15 protein-coding genes are annotated in these 14,434 nt (G+C 29.4%); 11 read left to right on the top strand and 4 right to left on the bottom strand.

Going from position 1 to position 14,434, the window contains the following annotated elements; genetic code table 11:
- Positions 1-22 precede the first annotated feature (22 nt).
- The 6 genes from CLAU_RS16905 (at position 23) to CLAU_RS16930 (ending at position 4,950) form a co-directional block, all read left to right on the top strand.
- Positions 23-280, top strand: a complete 258-nt coding sequence (locus CLAU_RS16905) for a DUF2442 domain-containing protein (RefSeq protein WP_013238037.1) — start codon at positions 23-25, stop codon at positions 278-280.
- Between the two features lie 150 nt (positions 281-430).
- Entirely contained in the window at positions 431-775 is a 345-nt protein-coding gene (locus tag CLAU_RS16910) for a phenylpyruvate tautomerase MIF-related protein (RefSeq protein WP_013238038.1), read from the top strand.
- Between the two features lie 87 nt (positions 776-862).
- Positions 863-1,201: an arsenate reductase family protein gene (locus CLAU_RS16915; RefSeq protein ID WP_013238039.1), complete on the top strand. Its 339-nt coding sequence runs from the start codon at positions 863-865 to the stop codon at positions 1,199-1,201.
- A 4-nt stretch (positions 1,202-1,205) separates the two neighbouring features.
- Positions 1,206-2,372, top strand: a complete 1,167-nt coding sequence (locus CLAU_RS16920; RefSeq protein ID WP_029169978.1) for an AI-2E family transporter — start codon at positions 1,206-1,208, stop codon at positions 2,370-2,372.
- A gap of 151 nt (positions 2,373-2,523) precedes the next feature.
- Positions 2,524-2,709: a hypothetical protein gene (locus CLAU_RS16925; protein WP_023163166.1), complete on the top strand. Its 186-nt coding sequence runs from the start codon at positions 2,524-2,526 to the stop codon at positions 2,707-2,709.
- 207 nt (positions 2,710-2,916) lie between these two features.
- A complete protein-coding gene (locus tag CLAU_RS16930; protein WP_023163167.1) occupies positions 2,917-4,950 on the top strand; it encodes a methyl-accepting chemotaxis protein in 2,034 nt (677 codons plus the stop codon).
- Between the two features lie 48 nt (positions 4,951-4,998).
- On the opposite strand, the gene CLAU_RS16935 is transcribed toward CLAU_RS16930, so the two are convergent.
- Positions 4,999-6,411: a sensor histidine kinase gene (locus tag CLAU_RS16935; protein ID WP_023163168.1), complete on the bottom strand. Its 1,413-nt coding sequence runs from the start codon at positions 6,409-6,411 to the stop codon at positions 4,999-5,001.
- Positions 6,412-6,462: 51 nt separating this feature from the next.
- Positions 6,463-7,179, bottom strand: a complete 717-nt coding sequence (locus CLAU_RS16940; RefSeq protein WP_013238043.1) for a response regulator transcription factor — start codon at positions 7,177-7,179, stop codon at positions 6,463-6,465.
- A 162-nt stretch (positions 7,180-7,341) separates the two neighbouring features.
- Between CLAU_RS16940 and CLAU_RS16945 the strand changes: the two genes are divergently transcribed.
- The 3 genes from CLAU_RS16945 to CLAU_RS16955 are packed head-to-tail and all read left to right on the top strand — an operon-like array spanning position 7,342 to position 9,754.
- Positions 7,342-8,253: an ABC transporter ATP-binding protein gene (locus CLAU_RS16945; RefSeq protein ID WP_013238044.1), complete on the top strand. Its 912-nt coding sequence runs from the start codon at positions 7,342-7,344 to the stop codon at positions 8,251-8,253.
- The gene (locus CLAU_RS16950; RefSeq protein ID WP_013238045.1) at positions 8,250-9,011 is read left to right on the top strand and encodes an ABC transporter permease; all 762 of its coding nucleotides are present in this window, start codon (positions 8,250-8,252) and stop codon (positions 9,009-9,011) included. The genes CLAU_RS16945 and CLAU_RS16950 overlap by 4 nt, the downstream gene beginning before the upstream one ends.
- A gap of 11 nt (positions 9,012-9,022) precedes the next feature.
- Entirely contained in the window at positions 9,023-9,754 is a 732-nt protein-coding gene (locus tag CLAU_RS16955; protein WP_023163169.1) for an ABC transporter permease, read from the top strand.
- A 242-nt stretch (positions 9,755-9,996) separates the two neighbouring features.
- Here the strand turns inward: CLAU_RS16955 and CLAU_RS16960 are convergent, their stop codons facing one another.
- Entirely contained in the window at positions 9,997-10,737 is a 741-nt protein-coding gene (locus CLAU_RS16960; protein WP_023163170.1) for a LytR/AlgR family response regulator transcription factor, read from the bottom strand.
- A 210-nt stretch (positions 10,738-10,947) separates the two neighbouring features.
- Between CLAU_RS16960 and CLAU_RS16965 the strand changes: the two genes are divergently transcribed.
- Both CLAU_RS16965 and CLAU_RS16970 read left to right on the top strand, forming a co-directional pair.
- Positions 10,948-12,936, top strand: a complete 1,989-nt coding sequence (locus CLAU_RS16965) for a methyl-accepting chemotaxis protein (protein WP_029702338.1) — start codon at positions 10,948-10,950, stop codon at positions 12,934-12,936.
- Positions 12,937-13,000: 64 nt separating this feature from the next.
- Entirely contained in the window at positions 13,001-13,735 is a 735-nt protein-coding gene (locus CLAU_RS16970) for a hypothetical protein (protein WP_013238049.1), read from the top strand.
- A 42-nt stretch (positions 13,736-13,777) separates the two neighbouring features.
- Here the strand turns inward: CLAU_RS16970 and CLAU_RS16975 are convergent, their stop codons facing one another.
- Positions 13,778-14,173, bottom strand: coding sequence for a pyridoxamine 5'-phosphate oxidase family protein (locus CLAU_RS16975; protein WP_013238050.1), 396 nt, complete (start codon positions 14,171-14,173; stop codon positions 13,778-13,780).
- Positions 14,174-14,434 lie beyond the last annotated feature (261 nt).

Raw genomic sequence — 14,434 nt, forward strand, 5'->3', positions numbered from 1 at the left:
AAGATAAAAGGAGATAAGCTAAATGAGTAAGATAATAAATGTTATACCAAACGATGATTATACACTTCTAATAGAATTTGAAGATGGCAGTAAAATTTTATTTAATATGAAAAGGCTAATAAAGACAATGCGTTACTTAAGTTTAACTGATATTGAGCGTTTCAAAAATGTAAGAATTAAGGACAAAGTAATTTCCTGGGATGATTTTGATAATTTAAAACCTCAAATGCTGCCTTTAGCTATTACACTTGACAATATTTTGCTTATGCTGAGAGACTAATATGTTAATTTGTTGTGTCTAGTTGTGAATAATGTTGGAAGACATAAAAAGATTTTGGTAAAAAATCTGATGATAAAGTATTATGAAAAAATAAAAAGTTACTGTATAATAATATTAATCCATTGTAAACAAAAGAAAGGAATAATGTTTATGCCATATATAAATTCAAGATTAACAGTAAAACTTTCATATGAGCAAAAAAAGCGTATAAAGGATGAAATGGGAAAAATAATTTCAGAGATTCCTGGAAAATCCGAAGAATGGCTTATGGTAAGTTTTGATGATGATAAAACAATTTATTTTAGAGGAAATAAAATGGAAAAGGCTGCCCTTGTTGAAGTAAAAATATGTGGAACTACTGAAAGGACTTACAAAAATAAGGTTACTGATTTAATATGTTCTTTTTATCAATCAGAGTTCGATATACCAAAGGATAGTATATATGTAATCTTTAGTGAAATTAGCGATTGGGGATTCAATGGAAACTTATTCTAGACATTCAATTATGGGCTTGCGCCAGGCAGGTCTATTTTTTACAATAAATCTGTGTATATTAAGCAATAATTTTAAGGAGAGTTAGAAATGAATATTCAAATATTTGGAGTGAAAAAGTGTTTTGATACAAAGAAAGCTGAACGCTACTTTAAGGAAAGAAGAATTAAATATCAATTTATAGATTTAAATATTAAAGAAATAAGTAAAAGGGAATTACAGAGCTTAAAGGCAGCAGTAGGTATTGATAATTTGATAAATAATAGGGTAAAAGAATATGATAAATTAAATATTGGATTAATAAGGAGCGGTGATATAAAAGAAGAGATACTTTTAAAGAACCCAAAGCTTTATAAAACTCCAATTGTTAGAAATGGGAAACAGGCTACAGTTGGATATGAGCCTTCAATTTGGAGTAAATGGGAGTGATCCAATGGAAATAGATAAAAAATTACTAAAATATTGTATATATGCAGGAGCAACAGTGATTCTAATTTATATTGGTATAGCATTTTTAAATAATATAGGTAATATATTTGCTCTACTGTGGAATCTGTTAAAAAAAATCATTAACCTTGCAAAACCTTTTGTTATGGCACTAATAATTGTGTACTTATTGAAACCAGGGGTAGAAAATATTGAAAAGTTCTTAGAAAAGAAAAAGATACTAAAAAAAGCATCCCACAGAAGAGTAATAGGAATTATGGGGGTGTATACATTAGTAGCAGCTATTTTTGCAGCCGTTGTAAGTGGAATATATATTATGATTGGTGGAAAACTCTCTCACAATACAAGTATAGCAAATATGGCATCGTATTTAAATGAATATTTAAATAACCCAACATTGTCAGTTAGTTCTGTTAGTGAAAAATTAAAAAGTTTAAATATTTCAATACCTACAAGTTTAAATGACAAGATTGCCCAAATAGTAAGTTATGTACAATCTTACTTTTCAGCAAGTATAGGAGCAATGACAAATTCTATTGTAGCTATAGTAAGCAATATAGCTCTATTTTTTATAGCAATAATATTAAGTATTTATTTAATACAAGATTCTGAGTATTTTGTAGGGTTATGGAATAAAATATTTAACCTTGCATTTGGAAAAAGTAAAACAGGGAGCAAATTAAAAGAAGTGTTACATGTTATGGATGTTACATTTTATAAATATATAAGAGGACAATTGCTAGAGGCATCTATAGTGGGAGTTCTATCAGCTATTGTACTGTATTTTATTGGAATAGATTATGCTTTGGTTATAGGAATTATTGCAGGTATTTGTAATATGATACCATATATAGGAGCTGTTGTTGGAACTGTTTTGGCAGTAATTATGGCACTGTTAGGTGGACAACCTATTACAGCAGTATGGGCAATTATTGGAATGCTAGCAGTTCGGCAGGTTGATGATAGCTTATTGGCACCTAAAATTGTAGGAAATAGCGTAGGATTGCATCCCGTATTTACTATGATTGCAATACTTATAGGTGGAAATTTGGGGGGGCTTATAGGAATGCTTGTAGCTGTACCTACTGCTGCTTCACTAAAAGTACTATTGGGTAAATGGTATGCTTCTCACATGGAGAAGTCTGCATCTTAAAAAATAGTATTATTTTTTAAAAGTTCATAAAAAATACTCCATATGGAGTATTTTAAAAAAAGTTTTTCTCTATACAATTATAGTTGTATGGAGAATTTTTTTAGTTGATACAATTCTTCATATGTAAAAAAGTTAAAGCGGAGGTATATAAATGAAATGGGAGGTAGTAAAAAGACAAACTAAAACTGGTATGTACATTAGTACAATAAAGTCATTTGAGTTTGATAAAGAGTCTAAAGGTAAAGCATATGATGGGGCATTAAAATATGCTAAACATAAGAATAAAATGTCATTTATAAAAAAATATTATTATGAGGTGGAATTTAATTGGCAATAATTTATATATTTTAAAACCATGATTGATTGTAAAAGCATCAATGAATCCTATTTAGTTAGAAAGGCAGAAAATGATGGGATGTAGATGTGCTTAAAGATAACAAAATATTTTGTAAGTTAATATTTTATTAAATATTTTGACAGAGTATACGAAAATAAAGTTAACCAAAAGAATGTACTTTATGAAATATATGGAGGAGATGCTTATATGTCAATAAAAAGAAAAATTCCACTTTTAATAGCAATAATTATTACCATTTTAATGACTGTAACTACTATATTTATTGATAATAGGTCTAGCAACTTAATAGAAACTAAGACGGAAAAGGAAATAGAAGAAATATGTAATCATTCAGCTCAAACTATAAGTGCAATAATTGAAAAAGAAAAGTTGGGGGTTAGAATATTTTCAGAAAAAAATGTAGTTGTAAATTTACTTAAGACAAATAAGGATTCTAGTAATATTGAGGATTTAAATAAGCAAAAACAAGATATGAATTTAACTTTACAAAACTATGTTAAAGAGAACAAAAATCTTGAGCACATATTTTTGGTTGACACAAATGGAAATATAATTGCAGACAGTGATAAGAACTCTCTTGGCAAAAACGTAAATGATAGATCCTATAATAAATCTAGTTTGGAAGGTAAAGCTTCAGTAAGTGAAGTTATGATGTCGAAAGTAACTAAAAATCCAATAATAGTGTTTACGAATCCTGTAGTAGGAAATGGTGAAATTTTAGGATATGTGGGTACAGCAGTATATGGGAGCAGCTTTTCAAAGTATCTAGCTGGTTCTAAAGTAAGTAATTTTTCATCTAGTTACGGATTTTTATTAGATTATAAAGGCAATACTATTTACCATCCAATTAAGAGCAAAATAGGTAAACCTGTTGAAACTCCTCAAATAAAAGATGTAGCTGATAAATTAAATAAGGTTGGAAATGTAAAAGAGGATGTCCTTAAATACAATTTTAAAAATGTAGACAAAATAGCAGGATATAAGGTTATCCCTGAAACAAATTGGATTATAGTAGTAACTTCTGATAAATTAGAAGTGCTAAAAGATGTTAAATCTATGAGAAATATTATAATACTTATAGCAATAATAGCATCAATTTTGGCTATAGCAGCAGGATATATGTTTTCAACAAGGATTACTAGTCCTATTACTAAAATAGTTAATCTTATAAATAAAACAGCAAATTTAGATTTAAACCATGTAAAAGACTTTGACAAACTGTGTGGATATAATGATGAAATAGGGACAATGGCTAATTCTATAGAAAATATGAGAAAAGCATTAAAAACAATGGTTAAAGACATGAAGATGTCTTCTGATACAATAAATTCAAATGCTGTGTTAGTGGAAAAGTTAACTGGTGAGTTAAAGGTCAATTTAGAAGGTGCATCAGCAGAAAGTCAAAATCTTTCAGCTGGTATGGAACAAAATGCAGCTTCAGTAGAAGAAGTTTCAGCTTCATCTGATGAAATCGGAAATGCTGTGAATTCCATGACCCAAAAATCTGTAGAAGGTTTAAATAAAGCTAACGACATTGAAAAGAGAGCAGAAGAATTAAAAAGAGATGCAGTTGAGTCAAATGAAAAGGCCAATGAAATATATTCCTCTGTGAAAGATAACCTTGAAAAAGCTATTGAAGATTCTAAGGCTATTGAAAAAATAAAGTTGTTGTCTACAGACATAATTTCTATTACTGATCAAACAGGTTTGCTTGCTCTCAATGCTTCAATAGAAGCAGCTAGAGCTGGTGAAGCAGGAAAGGGATTTTCTGTTGTAGCTGATGAAGTCAGACAATTGTCAGAGGAATCTGCAAAGACAGCTGGCAATATTCAAAATGTAGTCAATGAGGTTACAGAAACAGTAAAGAATTTATCAAGTAATTCAGCAAAGCTTCTTGAGTTTATAAATCAAATTGTTTTAAAAGACTACAATAAGTTAGTTGAGACAGGTAAAGAGTATAGTCAAGATGCTGAAACGGTGAATAATTTTATGAACGATTTTAGCAGTTTAGCAGAAAAATTAAGTTCATCAGTTAGTGAAATAAACAATGCTATGGGTGAAGTGGCAAATACCGTGACTGACGGTGCAAAAGGTGTTACTGAAATCGCTAGCAAAATAACTAATATAGATGAAAAGTTAGGCACTGTAAAAACAACTACTGAAAACAATAAACAAAGTGCTGATAAACTACAAGAAATTATATCTCAATTTAAATTTTAAATTTGTCAAAAAAGCTGGACTTAAAAGTTCAGCTTTTTTGATATTAAACTAAAAGATTATGGTTATGATTGTACCTTCCCCTAAAGTGCTTTCTATATGTATACTTCCTCCGTGGGCATCTATTATCTGCTTGGATATTGCCATACCAAGGCCTGAGCCTTCTGTTGAAACACTGGTATTTGTCCCCCTATAATATCTCTCGAAAATGTAGTTTAAATCTTTTTTAGGTATGCCTTTGCCGTTATCCTTTATTATAATGTAGATCTTATCCTTTTCATAAATTGAAATATCAACTTGGACATCCTCCTTATTGTGAGTTATAGCATTAAAAATTAAATTACTCAGGGCTCTTTTAAAAAATTTTTTATCAATAAGGGCTTTTATTTTTTCATTTTCGGGATAAAATTTTACATTCCTATTTGAATACATCGGATGATTTAAAATTCCTATAATTATATTTTGCAAAAGAGAGGTTACATTTACCTCTTCTTTTTTTAGAGGAACAGCTTTATTTTTTAACTTGTAAGTCAAATTTAAATCTTCCACTAGTGACTGAATATAGGATGATTTATTGTATATTATTTCTGAATACTCATGAATTTCGTCTTCAGAAAAAGTGTAATCCGGGTCCTTCATTATTTCAGCATATCCTTTTATAGAAGATAGCGGGGTCTTAACATCATGGGATATGGATGAAATCCAGGTGTTTCTCATTTTTTCAAGTTCTTTTCTTTTTGTTTTGTTTTCCTTAAGTGTTTTGCTTAAATTATTTAAGTTAGAAAAGACATTTTTATAAACACCTTTTTCTGGATAATTTATTTCGTAATTGCCTTTTGCAAGATTATTTATGCCACTTATTATGTTTTGAAGCGGTTTAGCCATTCTCTTTCCAAATAGAAAATAAGCTATAATTATAGCTGCTAGTATATTTATGCACAGTAATAAAATAACACCATTCCAAAAGAAACTTTTTAAGGCAGAAGGATTAAATGTAAGAGTATGTTTTGCCACACGATTAAGTGGAAAACCTACTATATAGGCAAAACTTTTGTTATTGTATTTCTTTTCACTTACAAATACAGAGGAGTTTGCTATGTCATATTTGTAAATATGGGTATATTCTATTGGTGTGTATTTAGTAGGGACTGATTTTGGTTTATTAAAAGAATACACTTCCTTAAAATTTTCATCTATTATTTGAATCCACGCGTTATTTTTTAAAATTTTGTTTTTACCATCTTCTTTTACAAATGGCACTCCATTTTTAAAGTCTATGTATTCAGAAAAGTTTAAGGTAATCCTTTCGGGGGATAAACTAGTTAAATTTTCATGAGTATATACAATTACCTCGTTCCAAACAATTAAATTTATGAATAATTCAATTATGACTATAAATATTAGTGTTACTAGAAATTTTGTAGTCAGGGTCCAGTTAGTTTTAATTTTACTTATAAATTTCATTTGTAGTTACCTCAAAATTAAGATTATAAAAGTCTAAATAACAAGTATTTGTTATTTAGAAATTTTTAATTTATATCCCAGTCCCTTAGCAGTGACTATGTATTTTGGACTGGAAGGGTTATCTTCTAGCTTTTGTCTTAGCTTCCTAATATGAACCATTATTGTGTTGTCATATCCTTCATAGTTGTCATTCCAAACTTCATCACATATCATCTGCTTGGTTAGTATTTGATTGGCGTTTTGAGCCATGTAACATAAAAGGTGGTATTCCTTTGGAGTAAGCACTACATTTTTATCGGATTTTGATACTTCACCTTTTTCCAGGTCAATTATTATATCTCCGAAACTTATCTTTTCCTTTTTCATGGATATTTCATTTTTAATATATATGTTTCTTCTCAAATGAGCTTTAATTCTAAAGGCAACTTCTTTAGGGCTAAAGGGCTTAGTTACATAGTCATCTGCACCTAGCCCAAGGGCAAGTATTTTATCTACATCATCAGATTTTGCAGATAAGAATATGACTGGAACAAAAGAAAAGTTTCTTATATTTTTGCATACCTCAAAGCCATCCATATCTGGCATCATTATGTCCAAAACTACTATATCAGGTTTTTCGGTTTTGCATAATTTTATACCCTCTGTGCCATTTTTAGCCTTAAATATTCGCCTAAAGCCTTCTTTTTTTAGCACTGTTTCTAGAAGCTTTAATAGCTCCACTTCATCGTCTATTAAAAGTATTTTCCTATCTAGAATGTTATCGTACATGGTTATCTCCTTTAACTATCAATTGTCAATTTTATTATAACATTATTTATATATTGTTTAATTAGGTAGAAGAATTTTAAGGTTCCGTTAAGGTTTAGGTAAATGAAATTTAAGTTTGCACCTTTATTATAGGGTCATAAGTTAATTGAGGGAGGAAATTATATGTCACAAGAAATTTTACAAACAAAAAATTTAACAAAAAATTTTAAGGACTTTAAGGCAGTAAAAGGAATAGATTTATCAATAAAAAAGGGTAGGGTATATGGATTTTTAGGTCCCAACGGTGCAGGGAAATCCACAACTATAAGAATGCTCTTGGGACTTATAAAGCCAACGAAGGGGGAAGTTAAAATATTTGGTAAAGACTTAAGAAAAAATAGAATGAGCATTTTAAAAAAAATAGGATCTATGGTTGAAGCACCATCTTATTATGGAAATTTAACAGCATATGAAAATTTACAGGTAACAGCAGAACTCCTAGAACTTGACCATAAGTATATTGATGAAGTTTTGAAAGTTGTAAAACTCACTGAATGGAAAGATAGACAGGCCAGTAAGTTTTCACTTGGTATGAAACAAAGACTTGGTATTGCCCAGGCACTTATATCGAAACCAGAACTTTTAATACTGGATGAACCTACTAATGGACTTGATCCATCTGGAATTCATGAAATAAGAGGACTTATCAAAGAACTTCCCAAACTCTATAACATGACAGTTATTATATCAAGTCATAATTTGAGTGAAATTGAACTCATAGCAGATGATATTGGAATTATAAATAGAGGAAAGATGTTGTTTCAAGGAACACTTGAAGAACTTCATTCAAAGAGTAAAGGACAAATTTGTATAGAATCTAAGGATTTAAAGAAGCTAGAAGGTACGCTAAATAATAGTGGATATAAGTATAAAGTAAGGGATAAGGATATTTTCTTAGAACCTGAGGGGAGAGAACTTGATGAGATTTTAAAACAACTCATATTAAACGGCAATAGAATATTTAAATTTGTAGAAGTACAAAAATCTCTTGAAGAAATATTTCTTGACCTTACTGAGGGAGGAGAAAATATATGAGCTTTATGTCAATTTTAAAATCTGAACTAATGAAATATAAAAGGTCAGTACTGTGGAAAGGTGTATTTTTTATTCCTGTTCTCTCATTTATACTTTTATTTATGGATTTACATTTTAGATGCAATTTTTTAATGGCAGATAATCATATAAAGTATTTAGCTCAAATTGGAATTTACGGTAAGATAGGTGCTCTGCTCTATGAAAATCATCTTGCTACGTTATGGTGCATACTTTTAAATTTGTCCATTGTCGTGGTAGCAGTTATTGTAAATTATATGGAATACAGCGAAAATACCTGGAAGCAAATAATAGCAAGGCCTGTTGAAAGAAAAAAGGTTTATTTATCCAAGTGGATTGTAGTACTTATAGCTGCAGTTATATTAGTGATATTAAATGGAGTATTTTTAATAATTATAAAAAGTTTGTTTCATATAGATGGCGGCTGTGCAGTGATTTTTAAATACATTGGAATGGAATTGTGTACTACCTTAGGGGTAGTGAGTTTTCAGCAATTTATAAGTTGTTATATGAAAAATTCTCTAGCATCAGCAGCCGTAGGATTTGCAGGAAGTATAGGAGCATATATGTTTGCACAGAGCAAATTACTTTCATATGTAGTTCCATATGCTAATGTTCTACTAGCCTTACCTTCAGGAGACAGTAAAGATGCATATACTGCAGCTTTCTTTGGAATAGTGTCTGGTATTTTATGGCTTGCAGTTGGAATTATAGAATTTAATAAAAGGGATATTAAGTAGGGGTGAATAGCGTGAAAAATATATATAAAGTAGAATTACTAAAGTTAAGACATTCAAGAATACTTAACATAGTGATGTTTCTTCCACTGTTTTTTGTAATACTTGGTTTTACAAATTTCTTAAGATATAGAAAGCTTTTTACAGAGAAAGGTCAAAACGTATGGAGCCAGGTATATACTCAGAGTTCAATATTTTATGGATTATTTATTATAGGGTTGTTTATCACAATTGCAATTGCTGTTTTGGTTAGAATAGAAAATAGTGAAGATAATTTTAAAAGGATTCTGACGCTGCCTGTAAAAAGAAGTGAATTATATATAGCAAAGCTTGTTATAGGCTGCGGTATAGTATTTTTAAATCTTATATTATTTATGCTTCTTACGATCTTAGCAGGTGCAGTTATAGCACCACATAGTCAAAGTATGCCAAGAGAAATGATATATGCTCCGCTGCTTGCAATTATAGCTTCACTGCCTGTTATAGCAGTTCAATATTATCTGAGCATGAAATTTAAAAATATTGCAGTACCACTAGGAGTAGGACTAGTCTTTTCTTTTCCCTCAGTTCTCATTGACAACACCAGGTATTGGATGCTTTTTCCCTGGGATTATCCAGGAAGGGTATTACTAGGTGGCTCAAATGTAAGTTTTAATTTTCCACCATATATGTATGTAGTATCTGCTATTTTATTTATAGTAGTTACATTAGTTGGAGTGAATGAATTTAACAATAGAGATATCTAACTTACTCAACTTTTGCATATATAAAATTTTGACTTGATATAAAAATAATGCGAAGCAAAACTTTTGAAAATAATAAAGTTCAAATAACAAAGAACAGATAAAGAGGATTTCCCTCGTACCTCAGGAAATCTATAATTTTAATATTTTCTGATGTTAGGAAGAAAATTATCCTTATTTGATATTTGAACTTTGCACTTTGTTCTTTAAAAATATTGCGACGCAATTTTTTTAAACTGCGAAAGTTAATCAACATCAACTTTTCCACTTTTTATTTGTTCAAAGCAATAATCAGAATAAATTTGTTTAATAATACTAGCTTTGTCCTTACGAATAGGAACTTTATCACCATTTTTCAAAAGAAAGTCAATTTTTAGCATAGAAGCTATATAAAACATATTTATGATATAGCTTCTATGACATCTTAAAAAGGATGACCCACTTAGGAGATCCCATAATTTTTTTAAAGAAGAACAGGTTTTTATAATGTGAGTACTTGTGTGAATAAGACAAGTTTTATCATATACTTCGATATAATATATATCCTTTAGGAGGATTTTCATAGAAATACCTTTACTATAAACTTCAATAAATCGCATGCTATTTGAAAACTCATTTTGACATTTGCCCAGTAAACGTTTAATCTTATCGTAACTAACTGGTTTTATAAGATATTGCATTGCGTCTACCTCGAAGGCATCAAGAGCGTGATTTTTACTGCTGGTAACAAAAACTATTATGCACTTTTCATCATGAATTCTAATTTGTTTTGCAATTTCAATACCATTAGAGTAAATTTTATCATCTATATAAATATCTAAAAATATCAGTTGAAAATTTACTAGTGTAAAATCTGAGAGTAATTTATCTCCATTTTTATAAGTGAAAAGTTCAATTTCAAAACTGTAATTATTACAATATTTTTTAATCATATCAATTAGTACTTGCATATCAGATTCTAAGCTATCACATATTGCAATATTCAAAACTTAATTCCCCCAATTTATATAATGTTATGAATAAAATTTATTGATTCCAATGAAAAACACTAAATTCTTAAATATAATTTTATCATCAAATTTTGATTTTAGGAAGAACTTACGAAATAAAATGCTATTTTGCGAAATGCTGCTTGATTTCCTATAAGGATTTATATATATTTATAAAAATAGAAGTGTGTCATTATAGGGGGGATTGTGTTGAAGAAGGGAAAATCATTACAAGTTATAGCTGTTGTTGGAATTTCAGTTATTTTTATTGCACTTATTAGTTTAGTCACATCTATAGAGTACATGAATTCAAAAAAGTTGATACTATCTTCTATGGAGAAATCTGGAAAGCAAACGGTTACAATTCATGCTCAAAATTTATCTTCATGGATTAAAGCTAGGTTATCACAGGTGGAGGTAATTGCAAATACTCAATTGGTATCGAGTATGAATTATAGTGAAATAATACCTTATTTTAAAAGAGAACAAAAAAATTATAACGGAGTTTTTAATACTATTGGAATATCTGATACATCTGGAAAGTTGATTATGCAAAATGATGTTACTATTGATATAAGCTCCGAAGATACATTCCCAAAGGTTATTCAAGGAAAAGAAATTATATCAGATCCATTTAAAGATAAGCAAAATCCTTCAAATTTAATAATCTCTATGGAATGTCCTGTAAAAGATATAAAAAGTGGAAAAGCAATTGGACTTGTGAGTGGTGCTTGTCTTGTTTCTACAGTTTTCAAGGAAAATACCAATTTTCATATAGGACAAACTGATAAAGTGTATATACTAAGTAATAAAGGTGATGTTTTATATAAGCAAAGTAATGATCCACTTAATGAAACTAATTTATTGAAGAGCTCTAATAGCGAGCTTAATGGGTTAGTTAAAGAGGCACTTTCTAAAGACAGTTTTTTAGGACAGTTTAAAGACAAGGATGGAACAAAGATGCTGTTTTCTGCTCGTGTAAACGGAACAGATTGGTATATGCTTCTTCAGGTCCCTACAAAAGAGTATACTTCTAGTTTAAATTCATTATTGTATTTAATATTAGCAGTTAGTGTTCTTGCAATAATATTTTTAATAGTAATATTGATTATTTTACTGAAAAAGTTTTTTGATAGACTTTTAAAGATATCTTTGATTGCAGATGAGGTAGCAGAAGGAAATTTAATGAATTCTTTGCCGGAATCTTCAGATGAACTTGGTAGAATTAATACCACTTTTAATAAGATGATAAATAACTTAAAGAATATAATAATCAAAATAAGAAATGTTTCAGAAGTTGTTGCTGAATCTTCAAATAGTTACAAAGAGGTTAGTTTAGAAGTGGTACAAGAAGGAAAAAACATTAAGCAATCAATAGATAATTTAACTTCAGGATCAAAAAATATAGCAGAGGAAATACAAAACATTACTGTATCGGTAAATGATGTTGAAGATAAATCCAGGAAACTTGCAGAAATAAGTGCTAAAATTGATGAAATGATAGCTGAAGCAAAAGATAAAACTTCAGACGGTTCTAAAAATTTACATACGACAGTAGAATTATTAAACAAAATGGAACAAAAAGTAAATATTTCATCAGATGTTGTAACAGAACTTTCAGAAAAGTCCAAGACTATAGCAAATGTAACAACTACTATAACGGATATAGCTGAACAGACAAATCTATTAGCTTTGAATGCTAGTATTGAAGCAGCTAGAGCAGGGGATCAGGGTAAAGGATTTGAGGTTGTTGCAGAAGAAGTTAGAAAGTTAGCTGAACAGTCTGAAGTGGCTGCACAAGAAATTTCAAAGGAAATACAAGAAATTCAAGGTAAAATAACAAATGCTGTAGTATCAATGGATGAAAGCATTAATTATGTAGGACTAGGTATTAAATCTACAGATAATATATTAGTTATATTCTCAGAGATTGAAAAGGAAATCGATAGAATTAAGACTATGAGTTTCAATGTATCTGAAATAGCAAAAATAGTATTACAGAATAATAGAAAAATACTTGAGTCAGTTTCAAATACATCTGCAATGAGTGAAGAAGCAGTTGCAAGTGCATTGTCTTTTCAAGATATGGTAAGTAAGCAGGAAGATATATTTTTAAATCTTAAAGGGGCATCAGAACATTTGGATGAACTTTCAGCAGCATTATCAGGGGAGATTTTTAAATTTAAGGTAAATTAGGAAAGAGCACTTCTTTCAATTATTAATAAAATGATAATATATTAATAATTGGGAGAGGATATATATGTTTTTTAGATTTCCTGATGAGTCTATGAAAAATGAAGATAAGGTATACATTATAGACAAAAAATTCGCAGACGTAAATGGGGACGGACGTGTTGAAACTTTAATGATTACGGGGAAGAAACCTTATGGAGAAAATGGTTTTATAGAGAACATGGCTCTTGTTGTAAGAAATAAAAAGACAGGGTTAAATATAAAAGTAAAACCAAAAGAAAATTCAGGTTATGATCCTAAGTTATTTATAGGAAAATTTGATGAAAAGAGCAGTATACCTTTTGTATTTTTATCTATAGATTCAGGTGGCAGTGGTAGATATTATTTTGATTATATTTATTCTTTTAAAAACAATGTGACAAACCTTGTTTTTGATTATGATAAATTTAATGATGAAAATGTGTATGATGTTGAATATGAAAATTTCTATAAGGTAGGTGTAAAATCACAAAATAAAAATTTGAAGGGTGTAATAGACCTCAAATCTATAAGAGATAAAGAATACTTATCAAAGATTTACAATAAAGATGGAACCCTTAAAGAACCTGAGGCAGCAGGAGTGCTGTCCCTTTCCAATCTTTCACCCTTAAGTATAAATGGGTTTGGAATTTTTGACCTTTTAGCAGGTCAGAGAATAATAGGACTTTATAATTCAGATACTTTGGGATATGTAGAATCTATTTTAAGATGGGACAAAGATAAGTTTATGACTATAGCAGTTAGGCTGGTAGTATCAATGTAAATTATAAAAGCTAAAGTGTATCTACTTTAGCTTTTATAGTTTTTAAAATTTAACGTTGTGAGAATTACCCTGCATATCATAGAAGGTTGCATCAGCCTGGTCTATGTAAAATGTCTCGAAAGTAGGATCGCCTACTTTATACATATTTTTAAGCATAGGCATAGTATTCAAAACAGCTTCTTGTGACTCTTTAGAGGTATTAAAAACTGCCTTTCCATTTAACCTAAGCCATTTTCCTTCTGGAGAAGTTGCACTGATTTGCATTTTAGGATTAGCTTTTAATTGCTTATATACATTTTTGGTATTGGCAGTGCAAAAATATAACTTGTTGTCGTATTTCATTGCAAATCCAAAAGGACGTAATGCAGGTGCATCTCCATTTACAGTAGCAAGATAGAAAACTTTGTTGTCAGTTAAGAACTTTAAAACTTCATCCATAATTAGTATCTCCTTTTACTATAAAATATTTTTAAAATGTAACTAATTACATTTTAACACAAAAATTAGAATAGATAAATTGTATGGTCAACTTTTCTATAGATGGTTGAAATCTATTTAAAAAATCAAAAATTTTATTTGCAAAACATGTTTTTTTATGAAGAATTATGATAAATATGTGGCATTAATTAGACCACAATGTTATAATTGCCATGGAACAAATGAATAAAATCATTCAATTGAAATAATTAGTATATGATA

It is taken from the genome of Clostridium autoethanogenum DSM 10061 (assembly GCF_001484725.1).
In the GTDB taxonomy this organism is placed as follows: Bacteria; Bacillota; Clostridia; order Clostridiales; family Clostridiaceae; genus Clostridium_B; species Clostridium_B ljungdahlii.

Bases quoted from the DNA above. Each gene is read 5' to 3' on its own strand.
- CLAU_RS16905 (WP_013238037.1), top strand. From the start codon at position 23: ATGAGTAAGATAATAAATGTTATACCAAACGATGATTATACACTTCTA.
- CLAU_RS16910 (WP_013238038.1), top strand. From the start codon at position 431: ATGCCATATATAAATTCAAGATTAACAGTAAAACTTTCATATGAGCAA.
- CLAU_RS16915 (WP_013238039.1), top strand. From the start codon at position 863: ATGAATATTCAAATATTTGGAGTGAAAAAGTGTTTTGATACAAAGAAA.
- CLAU_RS16920 (WP_029169978.1), top strand. From the start codon at position 1,206: ATGGAAATAGATAAAAAATTACTAAAATATTGTATATATGCAGGAGCA.
- CLAU_RS16925 (WP_023163166.1), top strand. From the start codon at position 2,524: ATGAAATGGGAGGTAGTAAAAAGACAAACTAAAACTGGTATGTACATT.
- CLAU_RS16930 (WP_023163167.1), top strand. From the start codon at position 2,917: ATGTCAATAAAAAGAAAAATTCCACTTTTAATAGCAATAATTATTACC.
- CLAU_RS16935 (WP_023163168.1), bottom strand. From the start codon at position 6,411: ATGAAATTTATAAGTAAAATTAAAACTAACTGGACCCTGACTACAAAA.
- CLAU_RS16940 (WP_013238043.1), bottom strand. From the start codon at position 7,179: ATGTACGATAACATTCTAGATAGGAAAATACTTTTAATAGACGATGAA.
- CLAU_RS16945 (WP_013238044.1), top strand. From the start codon at position 7,342: ATGTCACAAGAAATTTTACAAACAAAAAATTTAACAAAAAATTTTAAG.
- CLAU_RS16950 (WP_013238045.1), top strand. From the start codon at position 8,250: ATGAGCTTTATGTCAATTTTAAAATCTGAACTAATGAAATATAAAAGG.
- CLAU_RS16970 (WP_013238049.1), top strand. From the start codon at position 13,001: ATGTTTTTTAGATTTCCTGATGAGTCTATGAAAAATGAAGATAAGGTA.
- CLAU_RS16975 (WP_013238050.1), bottom strand. From the start codon at position 14,173: ATGGATGAAGTTTTAAAGTTCTTAACTGACAACAAAGTTTTCTATCTT.